Source organism: Blastomonas sp. AAP53 (assembly GCF_000331245.1).
In the GTDB taxonomy this organism is placed as follows: Bacteria; Pseudomonadota; Alphaproteobacteria; order Sphingomonadales; family Sphingomonadaceae; genus Blastomonas.
Window position 1 is genome coordinate 295,794 of sequence record NZ_ANFZ01000009.1, and the last position, 23,366, is coordinate 319,159.

Annotated in this window: 19 protein-coding genes; 17 read left to right on the forward strand and 2 right to left on the reverse strand. The window is 62.4% G+C overall.

What is annotated here, in order from left to right:
• Window positions 1–27: 27 nt before the first annotated feature.
• The 11 genes from D618_RS0108345 to D618_RS19680 all read left to right on the forward strand — a co-directional run bounded on the left by D618_RS0108345 (window position 28) and on the right by D618_RS19680 (window position 13,155).
• The gene (locus D618_RS0108345) at window positions 28–2,742 is read left to right on the forward strand and encodes a bifunctional [glutamine synthetase] adenylyltransferase/[glutamine synthetase]-adenylyl-L-tyrosine phosphorylase (RefSeq protein ID WP_017671051.1); all 2,715 of its coding nucleotides are present in this window, start codon (window positions 28–30) and stop codon (window positions 2,740–2,742) included.
• 13 nt (window positions 2,743–2,755) lie between these two features.
• On the forward strand, window positions 2,756–3,220 hold the full coding sequence (locus tag D618_RS0108350) for a peroxiredoxin (RefSeq protein WP_026091449.1): 465 nt from the start codon (window positions 2,756–2,758) through the stop codon (window positions 3,218–3,220).
• 424 nt (window positions 3,221–3,644) lie between these two features.
• Window positions 3,645–4,313, forward strand: coding sequence for a M23 family metallopeptidase (locus D618_RS0108355; RefSeq protein ID WP_017671053.1), 669 nt, complete (start codon window positions 3,645–3,647; stop codon window positions 4,311–4,313).
• A 199-nt stretch (window positions 4,314–4,512) separates the two neighbouring features.
• Window positions 4,513–6,051, forward strand: coding sequence for an acyl-CoA synthetase (locus D618_RS0108360; RefSeq protein WP_017671054.1), 1,539 nt, complete (start codon window positions 4,513–4,515; stop codon window positions 6,049–6,051).
• Window positions 6,052–6,054: 3 nt separating this feature from the next.
• Window positions 6,055–7,347: a cytochrome P450 gene (locus D618_RS0108365; RefSeq protein WP_017671055.1), complete on the forward strand. Its 1,293-nt coding sequence runs from the start codon at window positions 6,055–6,057 to the stop codon at window positions 7,345–7,347.
• A 117-nt stretch (window positions 7,348–7,464) separates the two neighbouring features.
• The gene (locus D618_RS0108370) at window positions 7,465–8,892 is read left to right on the forward strand and encodes an aldehyde dehydrogenase family protein (protein ID WP_017671056.1); all 1,428 of its coding nucleotides are present in this window, start codon (window positions 7,465–7,467) and stop codon (window positions 8,890–8,892) included.
• 161 nt (window positions 8,893–9,053) lie between these two features.
• Window positions 9,054–10,226, forward strand: a complete 1,173-nt coding sequence (locus D618_RS0108375; RefSeq protein WP_017671057.1) for an acetyl-CoA C-acetyltransferase — start codon at window positions 9,054–9,056, stop codon at window positions 10,224–10,226.
• A 164-nt stretch (window positions 10,227–10,390) separates the two neighbouring features.
• Window positions 10,391–11,173: an SDR family NAD(P)-dependent oxidoreductase gene (locus D618_RS0108380; RefSeq protein WP_017671058.1), complete on the forward strand. Its 783-nt coding sequence runs from the start codon at window positions 10,391–10,393 to the stop codon at window positions 11,171–11,173.
• Window positions 11,174–11,231: 58 nt separating this feature from the next.
• On the forward strand, window positions 11,232–12,098 hold the full coding sequence (locus D618_RS0108385; RefSeq protein WP_017671059.1) for a crotonase/enoyl-CoA hydratase family protein: 867 nt from the start codon (window positions 11,232–11,234) through the stop codon (window positions 12,096–12,098).
• Window positions 12,091–12,726, forward strand: a complete 636-nt coding sequence (locus tag D618_RS0108390; protein WP_017671060.1) for a TetR family transcriptional regulator C-terminal domain-containing protein — start codon at window positions 12,091–12,093, stop codon at window positions 12,724–12,726. Before D618_RS0108385 ends, D618_RS0108390 begins: the two co-directional genes overlap by 8 nt.
• Window positions 12,727–12,825: 99 nt before the next feature.
• On the forward strand, window positions 12,826–13,155 hold the full coding sequence (locus tag D618_RS19680) for a hypothetical protein (RefSeq protein WP_152414603.1): 330 nt from the start codon (window positions 12,826–12,828) through the stop codon (window positions 13,153–13,155).
• Between the two features lie 193 nt (window positions 13,156–13,348).
• Here D618_RS19680 and D618_RS0108400 read toward each other — a convergent pair whose 3' ends face one another.
• Window positions 13,349–13,771: a DUF2147 domain-containing protein gene (locus tag D618_RS0108400; protein ID WP_152414604.1), complete on the reverse strand. Its 423-nt coding sequence runs from the start codon at window positions 13,769–13,771 to the stop codon at window positions 13,349–13,351.
• A 126-nt stretch (window positions 13,772–13,897) separates the two neighbouring features.
• On the opposite strand from D618_RS0108400, the gene D618_RS0108405 reads away from it, so the two are divergent.
• The 3 genes from D618_RS0108405 (at window position 13,898) to D618_RS0108415 (ending at window position 17,079) form a co-directional block, all read left to right on the forward strand.
• On the forward strand, window positions 13,898–15,109 hold the full coding sequence (locus D618_RS0108405; protein WP_026091450.1) for a parallel beta-helix domain-containing protein: 1,212 nt from the start codon (window positions 13,898–13,900) through the stop codon (window positions 15,107–15,109).
• A complete protein-coding gene (locus D618_RS0108410) occupies window positions 15,106–16,131 on the forward strand; it encodes an SO2930 family diheme c-type cytochrome (protein WP_026091451.1) in 1,026 nt (341 codons plus the stop codon). Before D618_RS0108405 ends, D618_RS0108410 begins: the two co-directional genes overlap by 4 nt.
• Before the next feature lie 75 nt (window positions 16,132–16,206).
• Window positions 16,207–17,079 (forward strand): S-methyl-5'-thioadenosine phosphorylase, encoded by an 873-nt coding sequence (locus D618_RS0108415; protein ID WP_017671065.1) that lies wholly within the window; start codon window positions 16,207–16,209, stop codon window positions 17,077–17,079.
• An 8-nt stretch (window positions 17,080–17,087) separates the two neighbouring features.
• Here the strand turns inward: D618_RS0108415 and D618_RS0108420 are convergent, their stop codons facing one another.
• Window positions 17,088–17,942: an oxygenase MpaB family protein gene (locus tag D618_RS0108420; protein WP_017671066.1), complete on the reverse strand. Its 855-nt coding sequence runs from the start codon at window positions 17,940–17,942 to the stop codon at window positions 17,088–17,090.
• Between the two features lie 147 nt (window positions 17,943–18,089).
• On the opposite strand from D618_RS0108420, the gene D618_RS0108425 reads away from it, so the two are divergent.
• The 3 genes from D618_RS0108425 to D618_RS0108435 all read left to right on the forward strand — a co-directional run bounded on the left by D618_RS0108425 (window position 18,090) and on the right by D618_RS0108435 (window position 23,316).
• The gene (locus D618_RS0108425) at window positions 18,090–20,702 is read left to right on the forward strand and encodes an EAL domain-containing protein (RefSeq protein ID WP_026091452.1); all 2,613 of its coding nucleotides are present in this window, start codon (window positions 18,090–18,092) and stop codon (window positions 20,700–20,702) included.
• Window positions 20,703–20,768: 66 nt separating this feature from the next.
• On the forward strand, window positions 20,769–21,392 hold the full coding sequence (locus D618_RS0108430) for a YceI family protein (protein ID WP_017671068.1): 624 nt from the start codon (window positions 20,769–20,771) through the stop codon (window positions 21,390–21,392).
• 136 nt (window positions 21,393–21,528) lie between these two features.
• Window positions 21,529–23,316, forward strand: a complete 1,788-nt coding sequence (locus D618_RS0108435; RefSeq protein WP_081590491.1) for an arylsulfatase — start codon at window positions 21,529–21,531, stop codon at window positions 23,314–23,316.
• Window positions 23,317–23,366: the final 50 nt, after the last annotated feature.

Here is a 23,366-nt window from a genome sequence, read left to right on the forward strand (position 1 = left end):
CCCGGTGGACGTTTAGCACCACAGGCGATGACAGCGCATTCCAGTTTTGCAGACGCCGCAGATCGCGCACGCGATCACGCACCGTTTCTGGCCTCCGCCATGGATCGCAATCCAGGCTTGCTGGACCGACTGGAAAACGAGGGCATCGATGCCACCCTGGCCTGGCTGGCGCAGGCCTATGGCGATGCTGGCGTCGCCGAGACACTGCGGCGACGCAAGAATGCGCTGGCTTTGGTGCTCGCGGTTGCCGATCTTGCAGGTGCGCTGAGCGTCGATCAGGTTACCCGGCATTTGTCAGACTTCGCCGATCAGGCGCTCGATGCATCGTTGGCCGATGTCTTTGCGCGGCGAACGCCCGATGCACCGGTACAGGGCTTTGCAGTGATCGCACTGGGCAAGCATGGCGGGCAGGAGCTGAACTACTCGTCCGACATCGATCCCATTTTCATCTACGACCCCGACACATTGCCTTGCCGCGCACGCGAGGAGCCGGCGGATGCGGCGCAGCGGATCGCGCGGCAACTGATCGACATGATGAGCCAGCGCGATGGCCATGGCTATGTCTTCCGGATGGACCTGCGGCTGCGCCCCGCCGCCGAGGTGACGCCGCTGGCCATTCCGGTCGACGCCGCCCTGTCGCATTATGAATCGCAGGCCCTGACCTGGGAGCAGGCCGCCTTCATCCGCTCGCGTGCGGCTGCGGGGGATCGGGGGCTGGGGCAGTATTTCATGGACGCGCTGCGGCCGTTCATCTGGCGGCGCTCGCTCGATTTCGGCACCATCGATGAAATCGCCTCGCTGACCCGGCAGATCCGCGATCATTATAACAAGGGCCAGAAGCTGGGGCCAGGGTTCGACCTGAAACGTGGGCGTGGCGGCATTCGCGAGGTCGAGTTCTTCACGCAGGCGCATCAGCTGATCCATGGCGGGCGCGATCCGGCGCTGCGTGTCAGACCGACGCTGGAGGCTCTGCCAGCATTGGCAGCGCAAGGGATCGTGCCCGCCGAAGAGGCTGATCTTCTCGCGCAGCATTACCGCACCTTGCGCACGTTCGAACACCGGCTGCAGATGGTCGACGATCAGCAAACCCACAGCCTGCCGATTGATCGTGATGCGATGGACAATGTCGCGCGGTTGCATGGATTGGCCGATGGTGCAGCAATGGTGGAAGAACTGCGCACCGCGACCGGCGATGTCGCCACGATCTATGACGGGCTGATCGCATCGCAGAAGGCGAGCGAGGATGATGCTGCGATCACGCTGAGCAGCGATCCCGAGTTGCTCGCCGAGGCACTGGCCGGGGCAGGGCTGGCCGAGCCCGAGGCGCTTGCCGTGCGGGTGCAGGCCTGGCGCGGCGGCGCGGTGCGTGCGCTGCGCAGCGCCGCTGGTCGCAAGGCCTTCGAGGAGGTTCTCCCGGCGCTGCTGGCGGCCTTTGCCGATGCGCCCGATCAATCAGCGGCTCTCAACCGCTTTGACGATGTGCTGCGCCAGTTGCCCAGCACCGTGAACGTTTTCCGCCTGCTCCAGGCGCGGCCTGCGCTGATGCAGACCCTGGTCGATGTTCTGAGCCATGCGCCGACCTTGGCGGAATCGCTGGCGCGGCGCGGTGACCTGCTCGACGGGCTGATCGATGCGAGTGCCTTCGATCTGGTCGGCGGCGTCGATGCCATCGTCCAGCGGCTGTCGCGTGAGGAGCCGGGCGATGACTATCAGCAGCGGCTCGATGCGGTGCGGGTGCGGGTGGGCGAGATGCGGTTTGCGCTCGGCGTCCAGCTGATCGAGGGCAGGCATGATCCGGTGGATATTGCAGGCGGCTATGCCCGGGTGGCGGAAGCGGCAATCGTGCGTCTGGCCAATTGCGCAATTAGCGAGTTTACGGCGGTGCACGGGCAGATGCCCGAAAGCGAGCCCGTCATCCTGGCGCTGGGCCGGCTGGGTGGCGGGGCGCTGACCCATGCGTCGGACCTTGACCTCATCTTCCTGTTCAGCGGAGAGATCGGTGGCGAATCCGATGGGCGTCGCCCGTTGGGCAGCACCCAGTATTACAACCGTCTGGCGCAGCGGGTCATCGCGGCGCTGACCGTGCCGACCGCCGCCGGCGCGCTGTACGAGGTTGATACCCGTCTTCGTCCCAATGGCGCGCAGGGGCTGCTAGCCGTGTCGTTTGCCAGCTTTGACGCATATCAGCGCAGCCAGGCCTGGACATGGGAGCATATGGCGCTGTGCCGGGCGCGTGTTGTCTATGGGTCGCAATCCAGCCGCGATCGGTTGGAGACGATCATTGGCGAGGTTCTGCATGCCCCGCGCGATGTGGCGCAGACCGTCGCCGATGTGCTGAAGATGCGCACCGACATGGCTGCGCACAAGAAGCCCCTCGGGCCGCTGGACGTGAAGCTGCTGCCTGGTGGCCTGGTCGATATCGAGTTCATCGTCCACGCCCTGCAGTTGACTCATCGCACCGCGTTTCATCCCGATCTGCGCACGGCGATTGCGGGGCTGGTGGATGCCGGGCTGGCTGAACCTGCGCTAAGCGAGGCGCACGACCTGATGGCGCGGTTGCTAATCACTTTGCGGCTGGTGGCGCCCGATTGCGCGGTGCCGCCGCCTGCAAGCCAGGCGTTGATTGCCCGGGCTTGCGGTCATGCTGACTGGGCGGGGCTGGTACAGGCCGTCGAAGCGGCACGCGCCAGTGTTCAAACCGCCTGGGAGAACCTATTTGGGACGCTGACGTCCGCACGATGAAGAGGATATGATGATGAGCGATATTGGTGACAGCATTCCACCGGTGGCACTCACCCGGCCCGATGGCAGCAGCGTGTCTGCTGACGACTATCAGGGACAGGCCTGGGTGCTGTATTTCTACCCCAAGGATGACACCACCGGCTGCACCAGGGAAGCGCAGGAGTTCAGTGCGCAGCTGGAGGCCTTCGAAGCCGCTGGTGTTTCGGTTCTGGGGGTGTCGAAGGATCCACCCAAGAAGCACCTGAAGTTCATCGAGAAATATGGCCTCACCGTGCCGCTTGCCAGCGATGCGGAAACCGATGGACTGGCAGAGGCGATGGGCGTGTGGATAGAAAAATCGATGTACGGCAAGAAATACATGGGCATGGACCGCTCCACCTTCCTCGTCGGCAAGGATGGCAAGATCGCCCGCGTCTGGCGCAAGGTGAAGGTGGCGGGGCATGTCGATGAGGTGCTGGCCGCTGCCAAGACGCTCTGACTGCGCACGCAACTTTGGATGGATCAAGAGGCTCGCCGCGAATCGCGGCGGGCCTTTTTCGTGGGCCATGACGGAAATATGCAATCGGCGACCGAGGCAATTGGTTAATGGAACGGCTCAGGGAGCATCGGTTCGACCCCGATTCTGGGGTGGGCCGAACCGCAAAATGCCCGAAATTCGGCATATTTGACCCTCTGCAAAACGATTCAACGCGCCAGCCAGCCGGTTTAACGCTCCATCGCCTCGCGTGGGTTGCAGCGCACAATCTTTTGCCTCTACTCACAATCCAACGAAATCGGAGGGAAGGGGTTCCAACGATTTTAGTGTTTTTCTACCCCGCCTCGCATGGGGCTGAGGGAAAGAAGGACAGCCGCCATGGCTCAACGGCCAGACGCGCTGCCCGGTAAAAAGGTGCTGAATATTCATGGTCGCAACCAGAATTATCGCTACGGTCCTTACCACCACCTCAGCAGGTCTGCTGTGCGCTGCATCACCCGCCTTTGCTGAAAGCAGCTCCACCGATGTAGCCGCTACCGTTCCTTCGGTTGCTGCCGAAACCAGCCTGGGGGCTCAGGACACCGAGTTTCGCGCCTTGTTCGCCGACTGGAAATCCCTCGAAAATCGTGACACCGGCCGGGTTGCCATTCCTTCGCGCAAGCCTGTCGACAGCTTCAAGCTCACCAGCCAGTATGGCTTCCGCGCCGATCCGTTCGCTGGCCGCCGCGCCCGCCACAAGGGCGTCGACATGGCCGGCCCCATCGGCACCCCCATCTATGCAACCGCTGACGGCATCGTCGGCCGTGCCCAGTGGGTCGGTGGTTATGGCCAGTATGTCGAACTCAACCATGGCGGCGAAATCCAGACCCGCTACGGCCACCTCTCGCAGATCATGGTGCAGCCCAACCAGCGCGTCACCAAGGGCCAGGTCATCGGCCTGATGGGCTCGACCGGTCGTTCGACTGGCAGCCACCTGCATTACGAAGTGCGCATCGCCGGCAACTCGGTGAACCCGATGCCCTTCATCTCCTCGCGTGATTATCTGCTGGCGATCAAGGACGGCAGCCGGGTTGCTCAGGGCGGTCCCGCCGAATAACTCGGTTTCACCTTCCTTCTGGATGACATCAAGCGCCGGTTTCCCCGGCGCTTTTTGTTTGTCTGCTGCTGGAATCTGGCGGAATCTCGTTGCTTTAATCGCGCGATTAAACAATGATGAGCGCCAAGACGGGAATCGTCCTGAGACATGCCGAACGGCAGGCGGGGCAGGTTCTTCATGCGCAGGAGGGAATGTCGCAATGCATCCATCGATCCACGCCCAAAGCCAGGGTGACAAGCCTGCCGTGATCATGGCGGGTACGGGCCAGCAGATCAGCTACGACGCGCTGGATCGCCGGTCCAACCAGATTGCCCAGTATCTGCGTCAGCAGGGAATCAGCATTGGTGATACCGTTGCCTTGTGCCTCGAAAACCGGGCCGAATATTTCGACATCGTCTGGGGTGCGCAGCGCGCGGGGCTGATCTTTGTTGCGATATCGAACCGGCTTACGGCGGATGAGATCGGCTATATCCTTCGGGATAGCGGTGCCAAGCTGCTGTTCACGTCCGACTATCTGACGCCGCACCTCGATGGCATCCGCAGTGCGTGCCCTGCCACCCCGATCGTCAGCCTGGATGATGCCGCGACCTTGGCCGCGATCGATGCGATGCCCGATACGCCGATCGCCGATCAGCGTGCCGGATCGGACATGCTCTATTCGTCCGGCACGACCGGGCGGCCCAAAGGCGTTCGCCTTCCGCTGCCCGAGGACGGTAACATCGCCGCCAGCAATACCCTGGTCGCTTTGGCGCAGGGCGCGTTCGGTTTCGGCCCGGACAGCATCTACCTGTCGCCCGCGCCACTGTATCACGCCGCGCCGTTGCGCTGGTGCATGACGGTGCACAAGCTCGGCGGCACTGTAATTGCGATGGAAAAGTTCGACCCCGAAATCGCGCTGAGCCTGATTGAAAAATACCAGGTCAATGTCAGCCAGTGGGTGCCGACGCACTTCACCCGAATGCTCAAGCTGCCCGAAGAGGTTCGCGCGCGCTATAACGTGTCCAGCCTGAAATCGGCCGTCCACGCCGCGGCGCCGTGTCCGGTGCCGGTCAAGAAGGCGATGATCGACTGGTGGGGACCGGTGCTGAAGGAATATTATGCCGGCACCGAAGGCAATGGCTTCACCTTCATCTCCAGCGAGGACTGGCTGACGCATCAGGGCTCGGTCGGCCGGGCATTGCTGGGTACCATCCGCATCTGCAACGAGAGCGGAGAAGAGGTCCCCGCGCGCACCGAAGGCACGGTCTATTTCGAAGGCGGCGGCAAGTTCGAATATCACAACGATGCCGGCAAGACCCGCGAGGCGACCCATCCGCAAGGCTGGACGACATTGGGCGATGTCGGCTGGGTCGATGAAGACGGCTTCCTCTATCTCACCGATCGAAAGAGCTTCATGATCATCTCGGGCGGGGTGAACATCTATCCGCAGGAGATCGAGAATCTGCTGGTCAGCCACCCCAAGGTCGCCGATGCGGCGGTGATCGGCGCGCCATGCCCCGACATGGGCGAACGCGTGGTCGCGATCGTCCAGCCGCTCGACCTCTCGCATGCCGGCGACGATCTGGCGGCGGAGCTCTCCACCTATCTGCGCGGATCGCTCTCGGGTGTGAAGATGCCGCGCCAGATCGACTTCCGCGACGAACTGCCGCGTCATGCGACGGGCAAGCTCTACAAGCGCTTGCTCCGCGACGAATACTGGGCCGCTACAAAAGCGGCCGAAGCGATAGCGGGAGCCTGAGCCATGGCCACCATCGCGCCCGCCACCCTGCCGCCCGAAGTTTCCGCCGCCATCGTCAACCCCACCGCTTACGGCGAGTGGAGCGGCATCAAGGAAACCTTCCGCTGGGCGAGAGACAACATGCCTGTCGGGCTGGTCCAGACAGAGGGCTATATGCCGTTCTGGGCGATCACCCGCCATGATGACATCATGACGGTGAGCAAGGACAACCAGCGTTTTCTCAACGCGCCCAAGTCGGTCGTGCTGGGGCCGGTCGCGGTGCAGATGCTCACGCACATGATCACCGGCGGCAGCCCGCATCTGGTGCGCTCATTGGTGACCATGGATGCGCCCGAGCACATGGACTATCGCAAGCTCACCCAAAGCTGGTTCATGCCCAAGAACCTCGCCAGCCTTGAGGACAAGATCCGCGGGATTGCCCGCGCCTCGGTCGACGCGATGGTCGCGACCGGTGGTGAATGCGATTTCGTGCATCAGGTCTCGGCGCTGTATCCGCTGCACGTGGTCATGCAGATCCTGGGCGTGCCGCACGAGGACGAACCGCTGATGCTCAAGCTGACGCAGGAGATGTTCGGCGGCGAGGACCCCGATCTCAACCGAGCGCGGTCGGTCGAACTGACGCCCGAGCAGGTGACGCAGTTCGTGATCGATGCGGTGCGCGATTTCGAAGGCTATTTCATGCAGCTTGCGGCCGACCGCCGCGCCAACCCCAAGGATGATGTCGCCACGGTTATCGCCAACGCCATCATCGATGGAGAGCCGATCAGTGACCGCAATGCGGCAGGCTATTACATCATCGTCGCGGCCGCCGGGCACGACACGACCTCGGCCTCGACCGCAGGTGCGATGTGGGCCCTGGCCAATGATCCCGAGCAGTTCGCCCGGATCAAGGCGGACCGCAGCCTGCTGCCCGGCCTGATCGAGGAGGCGATCCGGTGGACGACGCCGGTGCAGCATTTCATGCGCACGGCGGCAGAAGATTGCAAGATCGGCGGTCAAAAGATCGCCAAGGATGACTGGCTGATGCTGTGCTATGTCTCGGGAAATCATGACGAGCGGGTGTTTCCCGATCCCGATCGGTTCGATGCCTCGCGCAGTCCCAATCGGCATGTCGCCTTTGGCGCGGGGGTTCACCAGTGCCTGGGCCTGCACCTGGCGCGGCTGGAAATGAGGATCCTGTTCGACGAACTGCTCGACCGTATCGACAGCGTCGAACTGGCAGGCACGCCCAAGCGGGCGAGCAGCACCTTCGTCGGCGGGCCCAAGACCCTGCCGATCCGATTTGTGGCACGATGAATAGATAGTGGCATGCGGCGGGGCTGCGATGTAGCCTGCCGAACGACCGCCCATATGACACCAGCCCGCAAGCCTCCCAAGGGGACCGGGGACACTTCACAGGAAAGGAATGTTACGATGGTTCAGCAGTACAGCGTTCTCATCAACGGCCAGCTCGAAAAGCCCGGCAAGTGGCTCGACGTCGTCAACCCCGCGAACGAGCAGGTGATCGGCCAGGTTCCCGATTGCGGCAAGGAAGAGCTGGATCGGGCTGTGGCGGCTGCGCGCACGGCGTTCAAGACATGGTCGAAGACTCCGATCGACGATCGCCGCGCGGTGATCATGAAGATTTCCGGCGCGATCAAGGAGAATGCCGACGAATTGATGCGGCTGCTGACCAGCGAACAGGGCAAGCCGCATGCGCAGGCAACTGGCGAGATCTATGGTGCTGCAGGCATGGCCGCAGCCCAGTCGACGCTGAGCCTGGAAGACGAGATCAACGAGGACAGCGAAACGCGCCTGTCGCGCACCCGCCGCGTGCCCGTTGGCGTGGTCGGCGGTATCGTGCCGTGGAACTTCCCGGTGATGATGGCGGTGCAGAAGATCGTCCCCGCTCTGCTGTCAGGCTGCACCATGGTGCTCAAGCCCTCGCCGTTCACGCCGCTGGCGACGCTGCGCATCGTCGAACTGATCGCCAGTGAAGTCCCCGCAGGCGTGCTCAACGTCATTACTGGCGGCGATGATCTTGGCCCGCTGATCACCGCGCACCCGGACATCGACAAGATCACCTTCACCGGCTCCACCGCGACCGGCAAGCGCGTGATGGAAACCGCCTCGAAAGACCTCAAGCGCATCACGCTGGAACTCGGCGGCAACGATGCCTCGATCGTGCTGCCCGATGCGGATGTGAAGAAGGTCGCCGAGCAGCTGTTCTGGTCGAGCTTCACCAACGCCGGCCAGATCTGCGTCGCGGCCAAGCGCATCTATATCCACGAGGATATCTATGACGAGCTGTCCGCCGCGATCGCCGAATATGCCCGGCATGTGAAGGTGGGCGATGGTGCGGAGCAGGGGACTGCCGTAGGGCCCATCCAGAACAAGAAACAGTATGAGCGCGTGCTCGAGCTGATCAAGGATGCCAAGGACAATGGCTATAAGTTCCTGGTCGGCGGCGATCACGACCCGTCGATCCCCGGCTATTACGTGCCGATCACCATCCTCGACAATCCGCCCGAGGATGCGCGCATCGTGGCCGAGGAGCAGTTCGGTCCGGTGATGCCGCTGATGAAGTTCGCGACCGTCGAAGAGGCGATCGAGCGCGCCAATGCTTCGGATTACGGCCTGGCGGGCGCTGTATGGACCAGCAATCCCGAAGAGGGCGTGCGCGTGGCCGAACAGCTGGAAACCGGCACGGTATGGGTCAACGAGTTCCTGCACCTTTCGCCCTTCGCGCCTTTCGCGGGGCACAAGCAGTCAGGCTTTGGCGCCGAATATGGCAAGGAAGGCCTGCTCGAGTTCACCTACCCCCAGGTGATCACGGTCAAGCGCGAAAAGGCGATGGCGTAAGCATAGCAGCCCGTTCTCCCAGAAGGGGGAACGGGCAGCCTTCGCCGAGCTCCTTTCCGTTGACGTAAGTTGCAAGCCGGTTTAACCGTTCGATTAAACCCGTGTCGGAGTCGCAATCGGCGCGTCACCAATAGTGTCGTTATTCATACAGGAGAGACCTTATGGCTCATGCTTATATCGTAGACGCGGTGCGCACCGCAGGCGGGCGCCGCGGCGGGCGTCTGGCCGGAATTCACCCGGTCGATCTGGGGGCGGCCGTTTTTGATGCGATCGCTGCGCGCAACGATTTCGATCCCAAGGCGATCGAGGACGTGATCACCGGTTGCGTCGGCCAGGGCGGCGAGCAGACGATGGACTTGGGCCGCAACGCGGTGCTGGCATCGAAGCTGCCCGACAGCATCCCCGCCGTCACCATCGATCGCCAGTGCGGTTCCTCGCAGCAGGCGATGCAGTTTGCAGCCCAGGCAGTGATGAGCGGCACGCAGGATATCGTTCTGGCTAGCGGCATCGAGAGCATGACCCGCGTTCCGATGGGAACGCCGGCGGTGCTGTTCATGAAGGCTGGCCTGGGCAACTACAAGTCGGCGCGGCTTGAAGAAGCATTCCCTGGCGTGATGTTCAGCCAGTTCGATGGTGCAGAAATGATCGTCAAGAAGCACGGCCAGACCAAGGAGCAGCTCGACAGCTATTCGCTCGAAAGCCACCGCCGTGCTGCGGCGGCGACGCAGGCGGGCGCGTTCGATAACGAGATCGTGCCGGTCGAGATCGAAACTGCCGACGGCAAGGAATGGCACAAGGTCGACGAAGGCATTCGCTTCGACGCCACACTGGAAGGCATTTCGGGGGTCAAGCGGATCACCGAAACCGGCCTGCTGTCGGCTGCCAACGCCAGCCAGATCTGCGACGGCGCCTCTGCCGTGCTGATCGTGTCTGAAAAGGCCCTCAAGGACCATGGCCTGACGCCGCGCGCGCGCATTCATCACGTCTCGGTGACGGCGGGCGATCCGGTGATCATGCTCGAAGAGCCGCTGTTTGCGACGGAACGCGCACTCAAGCGTGCGGGCATGAAGATCGACGATATCGATCTGTACGAGGTGAACGAGGCGTTCGCTCCGGTTCCGCTCGCATGGCTCTCCTATCTGGGTGCCAGCCATGACCGGCTGAACGTCAATGGCGGCGCGATCGCCCTGGGCCACCCGCTCGGCGCATCGGGCACCAAGCTGATGGCAACGCTGCTCAACGCGCTGGAAACGCGCGGCGGCAAATACGGCCTGCAGACGATGTGCGAAGGCGGCGGCCAGGCCAACGTCACGATCATCGAACGGCTGAGCTGAGCTCAACGAAATCCTCTCCATTGCGGGGAGGGGGACCGCGGAACGGCGGAGGGGAAGCGTCCGGGAGGGACGCGGTCACCCCGAAGCCATTCCGTCGGTCCTGCTGATTGCCCCTCTCCGACCAGGGGAGGGATGAATTTCAAATCCATTCCAGGAGACATCTGATGATACTCGATTCCAGCATTTCTGCCGTCGTCACCGGCGGCGCATCCGGTCTTGGCGCGGCCACCGCGCGCGCGCTTGCAGCCAAGGGCGTGAAGGTCGCGATTTTCGACCTGCAGGAAGAAAAGGGCACCGCACTCGCCAATGAAATCGGCGGCGTGTTCTGTGAAGTCAACGTGACCGACGATGCCAGCGTGGATGCAGGCTTCGCCAAGGCGCGTGCCGCCATCGGCCAGGAGCGCATCCTGGTGTGCTGCGCTGGCACCGGCAACGCGATCAAGACCGCCAGCCGCTCGAAGGAAGACGGTAGCATCAAGCACTTCCCGCTCGATGCGTTCAACTGGATCATCCAGATCAACCTCGTCGGCACCTTCCGCTGCATCGCCAAGTCGGCTGCCGGCATGATGACGCTCGACGTGCTTCCAGACGGTGATCGCGGCGCGATCGTCAACACCGCATCGGTCGCAGCCGAGGACGGGCAGATCGGTCAGGCCGCCTATTCGGCATCGAAGGGTGGTGTCGTCGGCATGACCCTGCCGATTGCGCGCGATCTTTCGAACGAGGCCATCCGCGTCAACACCATCCTGCCCGGCATCTTCAACACGCCGCTGCTCGCTGCCGCACCGCAGCAGGTCAAGGATGCGCTGGGCGCGTCGGTGCCTTACCCCAAGCGTCTGGGCAATCCGGAAGAATATGCGCAGCTCGCCATGACCATGATCGAATGCGGCTATTTCAACGGTGAAGACGTCCGCCTCGATGGCGGCATCCGCATGGCACCGCGCTGATGTGACACAGGCCTCGCCCGGCGTACCGGGCGGGGCCGCTTCTTTTCGGGATTGCATCATGGCCTACACGACCATTCGCTACGACGTTGCAGGGGGCATCGCGACCATCACGCTTCATCGCCCCGAAAAGATGAACGCCTTCACCAATGTGATGTGCACCGAGATGATCGACGCCTTCGACCGGATCGACGCCGACGACGAGGTCAAGGCAGTGATTGTCACAGGCGAGGGCAGGGCGTTCTGCGCTGGCGCTGATCTGACCCCGGACAGCGGCGGCGGACCGTTTTCGAGCGACGATCCCGTCACCGACCTGTCCGACCCTCGCGTGCGCGATGGTGGCGGGCTGCTTACCCTTCGCATCTTCCAGTGCCAGAAACCTGTGATCGGTGCGATCAACGGTGCTGCCGTCGGTATCGGCGTGACGATGCAATTGCCGATGGACATGCGGCTGGCCTCGACAAACGCTCGGTTCGGCTTTGTGTTTGCCCGGCGCGGGATCGTGCCCGAAGCTGCATCCTCATGGTTTCTGCCGCGCCTTGTCGGCTATCAGCAGGCGCTGGAATGGTGCATGACCGGGCGGGTGTTCGGTGCCGATGAGGCGCTCGCCGGGGGCTTGGTACGATCGGTTCATGCGCCCGAGGATCTTCTGCCTGCAGCGACCGCACTGGCCCGCGAAATTGCCGACAACACGGCTGCCGTGTCGATTGCGCTCACCCGCGCGATGCTGTGGCGGCTGCCCTCCGCGCCGCATCCAATGCACGCGCACCGGATTGACAGCCGCGCCATCTACACCCGGTCGCGCTCTGGCGATGCTGCCGAGGGCATTTCGAGCTTCCTTGAAAAACGTGCCGCGAGCTATCCTGACCGGGTTGCATCCGACATGCCGCAATTCTATCCGTGGTGGGATGAACCCGTCTATGAATGAACCCGCGCCGCAAGGCGAACCCAATGCCCGTGATCAGTTGATCGAGGCTGCCAGCCAGATCATGCGGGATGGCGACACTGTCGATCTGTCGTTGAGTGAACTGTCATTGCGGTCGGGGCTCAACAGTGCGCTGGTCAAATATTATTTCGGCAACAAGCAGGGGTTGATGCTGGCGCTGCTCGAGCGGGACATGCGCAATATCGTCACCAGCCTTGACGCGCTGCTGGCCAAGGATCTGGCGCCGGACGAGAAGCTGCGGGTACACATTCGCGCGGTCATCAGCACCTATTTCCGATTTCCGTACCTCAACCGCCTGCTGATGCGTCTGGTTCGCGATGCCGCTCCTGAAGTGTCGCGCAAGATCGCGGACGATTATCTGCGGCCGATCTCCAATGCCTATACGCGTTTGATCGACGAGGGCGTGGACAAGGGGCTGTTTCGTCCGATCGACCCTCAACTGTTCTATTTTACAGTCACGGGCGCTGCCGACCGTTTCTTTTCGGCGCGGCTGGTTCTGCATCATTGCTTTGGCTTGAGCGATGTTACGGAACAGATGCGCGACGATTACGCGGATCATACCCTGGATATCATCATGCCGGGTCTGTTGAAGGCTCCCGGCGGGGCATGACACCGGTTAACTGTGACGCTGCGATGAGGCGTTAGTTACATACGTTCGGGTTACGGTAATAAACTTACAACGCAGCGCAATTTTCTCTAGAGGCAGGGTATGTCCAATCCTGCCTCTCGATTCCCTGTGCCATCTTGCAATCCCCCCAAAGCCGGGGATAGCCACAAGGGTGCCATATCCGCTGCCGACGAGCAGGCCTTTGTCGCTGCCAGTGAACGGTTGACGGCTGCCCTGGAGCAGGCGGGCAGTGGGCGGACGCACGAGGACATTGCGATTGCACGCCAGCGCCTGCGCGAATTGGCCGTGAAACTGCGGGATGCAGGCTATTGGCGGTCGGACAAAAAGGGCCTGCGGGCCACTGTTTCGCTGCTGTGGCAGGCGGATCGTTACGTCAGCGATATCGCCCTACGCCCGGGCGATCGCGATTGATGGTCTGAGGACAAATTCATTGAACCACCATCTTCAAGCCTGCCGGGTCGCAACCGGATGCAGGGGCGAAGCGACGGGTCGGCAGCGGCTTTGAGGCAAGTTACGCGCCGACCCGTCATAAACAAATATCAACGTTACGGTTTAATGACACGAGCACTGCCAAAATGTAACGGTTGTTTTATTTTGACTGCGGTTACTTTGCGGGTGTCCAGACCTGTTCCTGACAGAACATGGCAATACAGCCCTCGACGCTGAGCGTTCCACTCTTGCCGGGGCCGACGATCGACCGATAGGTCTTGCCACTTTCCGGATCGTAGATCTTACCGCGCCACTTGTTTCCATCCGCTACAAAGCCGGTGAGGATCGGCAGACCCACCAGCTTGCGCTTTTTAAGCACCGGGTCGGGATTGTTGACATCGGTGGTCACGCCGTCCTTCGGTTGTTCGATGAACCGCGTGATGCGGCCGCACATGTTTGCGCCACATGGAGCAATTGTCACCACTGCGCGCTTGCCCTTGGTGTACCACTGGCCCTGGATCGATGCTGATGCCTGGACTGGCGCGGCGCCGGCCAGCAGGCCTGCGGCCAGAATTGTGGCGGATGCCAGCATGCGCATATTGTTCTCCATCCTTGTTGCGACTAGCCTGCTATCAAGGCCCGCTGAAGACGGGTTTGCGACGAATGAGGCACGCGGGTAATAACCCGGAGAGGGATGAGCATGAAGCGGAAATTTGCAGGCCCAATGTCACTGCCTGTGCGGTCACTGTCATTTGTGTCACTGGCCGCATTGGCGCTGGCGACCCCGCTGGCGGCCAAGGATATCGTTGTCGCATCGGGCGCTGGCGCTCAGGAACGATTACAGGAAGCGCTGATCATGGCGCAGCCCGGCGATGTCGTGCTGCTGGGCGATGGCCGGTTCGAGCTGACCGATGGGCTTTCGCTCGACGTTGCAGGGGTGACCGTCAAGGGGGCAGGGCCCGATCGATCGGTGCTCAGCTTTGCCGGACAGCTCGCAGCAGGCGAGGGGCTACTGGTCACGTCCGACAATGTGGTGCTGCGCGACTTTGCGGTCGAAGACAGCAAGGGCGACGCGATCAAGTCCAAGGGCGCGGACAACATCGTCTATCACAACATCCGCGTCGAATGGACCGGCGGGCCCAAGGAAACCAACGGTGCCTATGGCATTTATCCGGTGGAATCGCAAAATGTGCTGATCGATTCGGTGCTGGTGATCGGGGCGTCGGATGCCGGGATCTATGTCGGCCAGTCACGCAACATCATCGTGCGGGATTCGATCGCGCGCTTCAATGTCGCCGGGATCGAGATCGAGAACTGCTTCAACGCCGATGTGCACGACAATGTCGCGACCAGGAACACAGGTGGCATCCTGGTGTTCGATCTGCCGAACTTGCCGCAGCAGGGCGGCCACAATGTCCGGGTGTTCGACAATCTGGTGGTCGTGAACGACACCCCCAATTTCGCACCCAAGGGCAATATCGTCGCCAGCGTTCCGACGGGTACTGGCGTGATGGTGATGGCCAACCGGGACATAGAGATTTTCGATAACGTCTTTGAGGGCAACGGTTCGTCGAACATCATGGTGATCGGCTATCGCCAGACATTCGATGACCCTCAGTACCAGCCGATGGTTCGCAACGTTCGCATCAGCGACAACGCGCATGGCAAGACCGGCTTTGCTCCGCAATTTGCAGGCGGCGAAATGCTGGCGGCCGCGTTTGGCGGCAGCGTTCCCCCGATCATCTGGGATGGCGTTGGCGGAGCGGGGGCGAGCATTGTGTCCAGCGACGATGTGCCGGTACTGAACCTGGGCATGACCCGTGCCGACCAGCCGATCGAAACGGCGCAGCCTTCGCTTGCCCAGTTGACCGGCGATGCGGCGCCCAGGCTTCCCAAAATCGTGATGCCGGCGGCGATGGAGGCTGCAATCCGGTGATTGCATTGAGGGCCATCGGTGCCGTCGCGGCTGCTGCGGCGCTGCTGGGCGCGCAACCTTTGCCGGACCCAGTAAACGACAGTGTGATCGTGGACCCGGGACTTCCGCGCCAGCTTTCTCAATTCGGCTTTTTTGCAGGCAAGGGCGTGTCTACCCCTAACCGCGCGCTCATCCGTTACGCCCTGCGCACACCTTTGTTCTCCGATTACGCGGACAAGCAGCGCTTCATGTATATCCCTGCAGGATCGCGCGCGCAGGTAAAGGAAAATGCAGATGTCGAGTTTCCAGTCGGCAGCGCGCTGATCAAGACATTCGGTTATGGCAGCGGCGCAGACTTCAGGCCGATCGAAACTCGTGTCCTTCTGCGTCGGGCGAGCGGCTGGGAGGCGCTGCCCTATGTCTGGAACGCGGATCTGACCGATGCCGACCTGAAAGTCGCCGGCACCCGCCTGCCGATAGCAGTGACCAAGCCATCGGGCGATAAGGTCCAGATCAGCTATGCCGTGCCCAACAAGAACCAGTGCAAGGAATGCCACGCGAACAACGGCCGTGTCACCCCTATCGGGCCGTATTTTCCCAATATGGATTTGACCTTCGGCGAGTTGAGGCGCTTTCGCAGTCAGGCGAACTTCCCGAAGGTTCCGGTCGTGAATAATGGCCCGGTGTGGAACGACCCCGCCACCGGATCGCTCGACGCCCGCGCCCGCGCCTATCTCATGACCAATTGCGCGCACTGCCACAACCCCGCCGGATCGGCGAGCAATTCGGGGCTGTTCCTGAATGCGGATGCAGCGTCCGACCGCGTCGCAACCGGCATCTACAAGCGCCCGGTCGCTGCCGGCAGGGGGAGCGGCGGGCATGATTTCGCCATCGCGCCGGGTGATCCGGATCGCTCGATCATGGTCCACCGCATGTCCTCGACAGAGCCAGGCGTCGCGATGCCCGAGGTCGGGCGCTCGATGGTGCATGATGAGGGGGTCGCTTTGATCCGCGAATGGATTTCCTCGCTCTCCCAGGATTAGGGCCAAAGATTAGGTATTGCACCTGCTGTCGCCTGCTTTAGTTCCGGGTAGAACCGGTTTTGAGGGGCTTGGACGATGAGTGAATGGACCATTGGCGTGATCGGAGGATCGGGCCTGTATGCGATCGACGGTCTTGAAAACGCCCAATCGATCCGTGTCGACAGCCCGTTTGGCGAGGCCTCGGACAATCTTGTGATCGGCGCGCTGCATGGCCATCGCTTCGTGTTTCTGCCGCGCCACGGCAAGGGGCACCGGCTGAGCCCGACCGATGTGAATGCCCGGGCGAACATCGATGTCCTCAAGCGCGCGGGATGCACCGACATCCTGGCCATTTCCGCCATCGGGTCGCTGCGCGAGGAGCTGCCGCCGGGGTGCTTCGTAATGGTGGACCAGTTCATCGATCGCACTGTCGGCCGCACCAGCAGTTTTTTCGGCACCGGCATGGTGGCGCATGTCTCGATGGCCGAACCTGTGTGCCCGAGGCTGGCCGGTCATGCGGCAGCCGCAGCCCGCGCAGCAGGCGCGCCGGTGCATGAAGGGGGTACCTATCTGGCAATGGAAGGCCCGCAGTTTTCCAGCCGGGCAGAAAGCCATATGTACCGTGCCTGGGGATGCGACGTGATCGGCATGACGGCGATGCCGGAGGCCAAGCTCGCGCGCGAGGCCGAGCTTCCGTACGCGCTTGTCGGCATGGTGACCGATTATGACTGCTGGCGCGAGGGCGAAGCGCATGTCGAGGTCGGCGCGATCATCGCACAGATGAACAGCAATTCGGCCAAGGCCCGGCAGATGGTGATGGAACTGGCCAAGGCGCTGCCGGAACGGCGCGAGGCCAGCCCGATCGACACCTGCCTCGATTTTGCGCTCATCACCGCGCCGGAGGTCCGTGATCCCGAACTGCTGGCACGGCTCGATGCGGTCGCAGGCCGAGCTCTTCGACCCCGCTAGCCGGTCACTCAGGCCCCGCCACTGCGCACTGTGCTGCCTGATGAGAGCGCCCACCGGGTAATCGCGGCCATTCCAGTGGTGCCTCCTCGCACCGCCAGACGGGCGGGCAGCGAGATCGAAAGACCGTGCATCGATCGGGCCCAACGCGGCAGCAGGTCGACACCCGCCTGCATGGTCATGTGGTGAAACGGAGCGAGGCCGGGCGACGATGGTGGCTGGCGCATCAGCAGATCTGCTATCTCGCGGGTGCGGGCATCAAAACGCAGACGCGGGCGTGCCTGCAGAACGATCTTCTGCGCCTCGCGGTAGGTCAGCGGCACCGGATCAGCCCCCAGCAGCTGGCCGATCTGCGCCATTTCGACGAAATAGCGGTCCCGCTCCGCCAAGCTCATGTGCGGTTTGCGGTAGCGGATATAACTATCGAGAAAACAGAGGCTTTCGGTCACATGAACCCAGGCCAGCGACTCCGGGTCATTGGCGTGATAGGGCGTGCCATCCGGCAGGGTTCCGCGGACGTGATCATGCACGCGGCGGATGCGCGCGATCTCGCCCAAGGCCTGCGCACGGTCGCCGTAGGTCGTGCGCGCCAGGAAGGCTGCCGTTCGGCGCAGACGCCCGCGCATGTCCTTGCGGAACACCGAATGATCCCAGACACCGGCCAGAACCTTGGGCTCCAGCATCTGGAGCAGTAACGATGCTATTCCGCCGATCATCATCGATGTGACGTCGCCGTGCACCTGCCAGCAGACCGAACCTTGGCCGAACAGCCCAGGGTCTTCACGCGAGATTTCGATGGGTTGGCCACCCGGTTCCGTAAAGATGCGGCGGATTTCGGTTCCGATGGAATCACGCAGTGTAGCCATAGGCGGAATATGGGGTGTGCACCGTGCTGTGCAATGGCCAGCCAGGGGACGACGCATCGTCCAGAATGCCCGATTTTACAAGGTTTCGCGCTGTCTTGCCGGGCGTTGGTAACGCTTTGCTAATCGCGCAGCGCTATGGCATCCTCGATGTTCGGACAGAAGCAATCAGACTTGGTATCGGGCGAGGCGCCAGCCGCTGGCCTGCTGTCTGCGCGATCGCTGCTGGCAATCTGCGCGCTGTGGCCGATTGTGATGGGCGTCCGATCGGTCGCCATGTTGTTGGCGTTTGCGGCCACCGGTTTTTCGCTCGAAGTGATGACGGTGCCGTTCATGGTCACGGCAACGCTTTCGATGCTGATCGACCTGTGGATTTACCTGCCGTCACGCAGTGACAGGGCACGCCATACGGTCGGCAACAGATTTCCAAACCTGCTGTCAGGCGTCGTGTGCGCGTCCTCTACCAGCTTTGCCTTCGCTCTGGTCAGCCTGGTAGCTGATGCGTCCGAAGCCAGCATTCTGGTGGGCATGATGGCGCTGCTGGGCGCGATGCTGCCCACGCTGGCCGTCATTGTGCCGCACCGCACGATGATGTTTGTGGTCAGCATGGCCACAAGCCTGGGCGTGCTGCTGGCTAGCGGGGATCTGCGCTTTGCCGTGGGCACGCTGGTCTTTCTGCCTGCAATGCTGCTGGTGGCGATGATCCGCAGCAAGGATGATCGCGAGGAGGAGGCGGCGCTCGATCAGCAGAAGCTGAACAACGAGCGCGCCCGCTATCTGCTCTCCGATTATGAAAAGTCCGGACGCGGCTGGTTCTGGGAAACCGATCGCCATGGCCGCATCGTCTATATCAGCGCTGAGGCGGTAACCGCGATCGAGGCCGACCCTGGCACGATCATCGGCCAGCCGCTCAGCTCGGTGATCTGTTCGCCGGGGGCCGAAGGCGGTGGCAGCGAACGGACGTTCAACTTTCATTTCTCCGCGCGCACGGCGTTCAGCGACCTGGCGGTCCGTGTGGCCCAGTCGGAAGAAGAGCGCGCCTGGTCGCTGTCGGGTGCGCCGTTCTATAACGAGCTTGGCCAGTTTGTCGGCTTCCGCGGCCATGGAACCGATCTCACCGAGGTCCGGCGGTCGCACGAGGCGGTCACCCAGCTTGCACGTTATGACAACCTCACGGGGTTGGCCAACCGCCTGTATATCAAGGAACTGTTCGAGAAGGCCCTGATTGGTCATCGCGGCGAACCGAGCCCGTGTTCGCTGTTCCTGCTTGATCTCGACCGTTTCAAGCAGGTCAACGATACGCTGGGCCACCCGATTGGCGATGCGCTGCTGAAGCAGGTGTCCGAGCGCTTGAAGCGCACCATTGGTGAAAGTGGCGAGGTCGGCCGGCTGGGCGGTGACGAATTCCAGGTCGTGCTGCCGGGGATCATCAGCGAGGATCGGCTGGCGGATATCGCCCGGTCGGTCATCGTCAACCTGAGCCACCCCTATATGGTGGAGGGCAACCAGATCGTCATCGGTGCATCGGTCGGCATTGCCATCGCCGATGGGCTGCAGCATCCGGGCGCCGAAACGCTGATCCGCAATGCCGATCTTGCGCTGTATTCCGCCAAGGAAAACGGACGCGGCATCTGGCGCTTCTACAGCGAAGACATGCACAAGGTCGCGCATGAACGGCGGGCCTTGGAGGGCGAACTGCGTGCTGCCCTGCAGGCAGGCGGGATGAGCGTCGCCTATCAGCCGGTGATCAACGTGGCGAGCGAGACGATCAGCGGTTTCGAGGCTCTGGCGCGCTGGAACCACCCGGTGCGCGGCCCGATCAGCCCCGGCGTCTTCGTGCCGATCGCCGAAGAATCGGGCCTGATCATGCAACTGGGCGAATGGGTGCTGCGCACGGCCTGCGCCGATGCTGCCGCATGGCCGCGTCAGGTGCGTATTGCCGTCAATGTGTCCCCGATCCAGTTCGCTGACCCCGCCTTTCCGTCGATTGTGCTCAATGCCCTGGCGCAGAGCGGGCTGGAGCCCGAGCGGCTCGAGCTGGAAATCACCGAGAGCGTGTTCCTGGATGACAAGCTGGATGCAACGCGCATCTTCGAGCGTCTGAAGGGCATCGGCGTCCGACTGGCGCTCGACGATTTCGGCACCGGCTATTCGGCATTGGGCTATCTGCGCACCGCGCCGTTCGACAAGATCAAGATCGATCAGAGCTTCGTGCGCGGTGCCGCGCAGGCCGGCAGCACCAACAGCGCCATCATTCGCTCCATCGTCTCGCTGGCCGAGGCGCTCAACATGGAGACCACGGCCGAGGGCGCTGAAACCGTTGACGAGCTTGAACTCATTCGCTCGCTTGGATGCAGCCACGTTCAGGGCTATATCTATGGCAAGCCTGTGGGTCTGGCCGAGGCGAACGAGCGGCTGGCGGGTCTCGACAGCCATGTCGAGCCGATCGGACACAAGCACAGCCGTGAGTCCCGCTACAAGGTGTTGCGCACGATCGGGATCTACCACGATGGATATTGCTACCCCGCCAAGATCAAGAACATCTCTCCGGGGGGTGCGCTGATCGAGGGATTGTGGGATGTGCCGCCGGGTACGCAGTTTGAGGTCGCACTCGGTGCGAACATCAAGGTGCGCGCCGAGGTGCGCTGGTCGATCGATGACCGCACCGGACTGCAGTTTGAAATGCCGATCAGCCTCGAACGGTTCCGTCAGTCGAGCCCGCCGCAGATCAGCACTGGCAGCATCGAGAAACTGCGCGCTTGACCGCGTGACAGCGCCGCCAAGGGCGGATAAATAACAGGAACTTTCCGTCGTTTGGAGGTTCCCCTAATGATCCGCACGCTTGCTCCTGCCTTGCTCTTGTTGCCCGCTCTTGCCCTGAACGCTTGCACACCGTCCGAAGACAAGGCCGAAGCGCCTCTGCCTGCTGGCGCGTGGCAACTCGCAGCCGACCAATCGAATGTCGCGTTCGTCTCGGTCAAGGGGGGCAATGTCGGCGAAGCCCACAGTTTCAAGAGCCTTGAAGGGTCGGTGCAACCCGATGGGACGGTGGGCGTGGACATCGATCTGGTCAGCGTCGACACAGGCGTCGATGTGCGCAACGAACGGATGCGCGAGATGCTGTTCGAAGTGGCCAGCTTTCCTCAGGCCAAGCTGACCGCCAAGATTGATCCGGCGACGATCAGCGGGCTCAAACCCGGCGAGCGCAAGGCGATGACGGTGCCCGTGACGCTGGACCTGCATGGAACGACCAATAGCATTGACGCGCGGCTGATGGTCACGCGGCTCGCGGGCGATACCGTTCTTGTAGAGACTGCCGCGCCGCTGATCCTTGATGCTGCAGCGGTAGGCCTGGGCGAGGGTGTGGAAAAGCTTCGGGCGATCGCCAACCTGCCGGCAATCAGCAGCGCTGTCCCCGTCACTGCCTCGCTGGTGTTCAAACCCAAAGTCTGACGCTTCAACCCGGCCCTTGCGCTGGACAATAAACCGTCATAGCCTGTGTCAAAATGTGGCCTTGTGCTGCTGGCACATTGGGAGAGGTGCGTTGTCCGGTTTGAAGCCAATTGCGATGATGGCGACGGCAGTGGCGATGGCGGTAGCGGTAGCGGTGGCGGCGGCGGGGCCTCCGGCGGCAGGGCCACCACGTCCAGATTTAGCTAACGCGTCACTGCCAACTGCAGCGAGGCCGGGAAAACCACCCAATTTCGTCGTCCTGCTCGCCGACGATCTCGCCCTGATGGACCTGGGGACTTACGGGGGCGAGGCTCATACGCCCAATATTGAGGCGCTTGCCATCCGCGGGCGCATATTCAAGCGCCACTATACCTCGCCGCTGTGTTCGCCTTCGCGAGCCATGTTGCTCACCGGGCTGGACAACCATCGTACCGGCGTCTCGACCATTCCCGAGGTGATCCCCAAGGAACATGTCGGCAAGAAGGGCTATTCGCTCAGCTTCGAGCCTGGTGTGACGACCATTTCCACGCGGCTCCGCCAGCGCGGCTATCGGACCTACATGACCGGCAAATGGCATCTGGGCAGCGGCAAGGGCGACCTGCCCAACGCACACGGCTTCGACCGGTCGTTCGTGCTCGATGCCTCGGGCGCGGACAACTGGGAACAGAAATCCTATATCCCCTATTACGCCACCGCGCCGTGGTTCGAGGATGGCAAACCTGCCACCTTGCCCAAGGACTTCTATTCCTCGCGCTTTCTGGTTGATCGGATGATCGACTATATCGATGCCGGTGATGCGCAGCAGCCGTTCTTCGCATACATCGGCTTCCAGGCCATCCACATCCCGGTGCAGGCGCCCGAAGAGTTCACGCGCAAATACGCCGATACCTATCGCGAAGGCTGGGCGGCGATGCGCAAGGCCCGGTGGCAGCGTGCGCAGGCCATTGGCCTGATCCCGCAAGGGGCTCCGCTGGCCGAACTGCTGCAGAGCTTGCGCCGCTGGGAGAGTCTGTCAAAAGGCGAGCAGGCGCTGTTCGCCCGCCATATGGCGATCAACGCCGGCATGATCGAGGCCATGGATCATCACATCGGCCGGCTGGTCGCGTATCTCAAGCGCACTGGCCAATATGACAACACCGTGTTCGTGTTCACCTCCGACAACGGTCCCGAGCCCAGCGATCCGATGGCGACATCTGCGACCATGGAGCTGTGGACCCGCGCAAATGGCTACAGCGTTTCTGCCGACAATTGGGGCGAGAAGGGGACTTACGCCTTCATCGGGCCAGAGTTTGCCAATGCTGCCGCATCCCCCGGCGCGATGTTCAAATTCTATACCAGTGAAGGGGGCCTGCATGTTCCGATGGTTATTGCCGGGCCGGGGGTTGCGCCTGCAGAGCCGAGCGCGGCGATGACCACGGTCAGCGATATCGCGCCGACCCTGCTCGCGTTGGCCGGGGGAACCGCGCAGGACCAGGCGTTCGATGGATCGTCGCTGGTGCCTTTGCTGAGCGGAGCCAGTGAAACGGTGCGTTCTGCTGACACCGCGGTCGGGTTCGAAGTGTCGGGCAACGCAGCGCTCTTCAAGGGCAGCTACAAGCTGGTGCGCAACCTTGCGCCTTATGGCGATGGTGTCTGGCGGCTGTTCGATATCGCGAGCGACCCGGGTGAGACGCGGGATCTTCGCAAGGCCGAGCCTGCCAGGTTCGACGAGCTGATGCAGGATTATCGCGCCTATGCCCGGCGCAATGGTGTGCTGGAAATGCCGGCTGGCTATGATTCGACACAGCAGATCGCCAAGAACACCGTGCGGAAAATGGCTGCCCGCTATGCTTGGTACCTGCTGGCAGGGGGCATTGCCATCGTGCTGCTGGTGTACGGGGCGGTGCGCTGGATCCGGCGTCGCCGCAAGGCCTGGCCTGCTTGACCTCCTCCGCATATTGACATAGCCTCTGCCAATAAAAATAACGGTGGAGA

What these genes read in the sequence shown, in the direction of transcription:
- D618_RS0108345 (WP_017671051.1), top strand. Translation starts at nt 28, where the DNA reads ATGACAGCGCATTCCAGTTTTGCAGACGCCGCAGATCGCGCACGCGAT.
- D618_RS0108350 (WP_026091449.1), top strand. Translation starts at nt 2,756, where the DNA reads ATGAGCGATATTGGTGACAGCATTCCACCGGTGGCACTCACCCGGCCC.
- D618_RS0108355 (WP_017671053.1), top strand. Translation starts at nt 3,645, where the DNA reads ATGGTCGCAACCAGAATTATCGCTACGGTCCTTACCACCACCTCAGCA.
- D618_RS0108360 (WP_017671054.1), top strand. Translation starts at nt 4,513, where the DNA reads ATGCATCCATCGATCCACGCCCAAAGCCAGGGTGACAAGCCTGCCGTG.
- D618_RS0108365 (WP_017671055.1), top strand. Translation starts at nt 6,055, where the DNA reads ATGGCCACCATCGCGCCCGCCACCCTGCCGCCCGAAGTTTCCGCCGCC.
- D618_RS0108370 (WP_017671056.1), top strand. Translation starts at nt 7,465, where the DNA reads ATGGTTCAGCAGTACAGCGTTCTCATCAACGGCCAGCTCGAAAAGCCC.
- D618_RS0108375 (WP_017671057.1), top strand. Translation starts at nt 9,054, where the DNA reads ATGGCTCATGCTTATATCGTAGACGCGGTGCGCACCGCAGGCGGGCGC.
- D618_RS0108380 (WP_017671058.1), top strand. Translation starts at nt 10,391, where the DNA reads ATGATACTCGATTCCAGCATTTCTGCCGTCGTCACCGGCGGCGCATCC.
- D618_RS0108385 (WP_017671059.1), top strand. Translation starts at nt 11,232, where the DNA reads ATGGCCTACACGACCATTCGCTACGACGTTGCAGGGGGCATCGCGACC.
- D618_RS0108390 (WP_017671060.1), top strand. Translation starts at nt 12,091, where the DNA reads ATGAATGAACCCGCGCCGCAAGGCGAACCCAATGCCCGTGATCAGTTG.
- D618_RS19680 (WP_152414603.1), top strand. Translation starts at nt 12,826, where the DNA reads ATGTCCAATCCTGCCTCTCGATTCCCTGTGCCATCTTGCAATCCCCCC.
- D618_RS0108400 (WP_152414604.1), bottom strand. Translation starts at nt 13,771, where the DNA reads ATGCGCATGCTGGCATCCGCCACAATTCTGGCCGCAGGCCTGCTGGCC.
- D618_RS0108405 (WP_026091450.1), top strand. Translation starts at nt 13,898, where the DNA reads ATGTCACTGCCTGTGCGGTCACTGTCATTTGTGTCACTGGCCGCATTG.
- D618_RS0108415 (WP_017671065.1), top strand. Translation starts at nt 16,207, where the DNA reads ATGAGTGAATGGACCATTGGCGTGATCGGAGGATCGGGCCTGTATGCG.
- D618_RS0108420 (WP_017671066.1), bottom strand. Translation starts at nt 17,942, where the DNA reads ATGGCTACACTGCGTGATTCCATCGGAACCGAAATCCGCCGCATCTTT.
- D618_RS0108425 (WP_026091452.1), top strand. Translation starts at nt 18,090, where the DNA reads ATGTTCGGACAGAAGCAATCAGACTTGGTATCGGGCGAGGCGCCAGCC.
- D618_RS0108430 (WP_017671068.1), top strand. Translation starts at nt 20,769, where the DNA reads ATGATCCGCACGCTTGCTCCTGCCTTGCTCTTGTTGCCCGCTCTTGCC.
- D618_RS0108435 (WP_081590491.1), top strand. Translation starts at nt 21,529, where the DNA reads ATGGCGGTAGCGGTAGCGGTGGCGGCGGCGGGGCCTCCGGCGGCAGGG.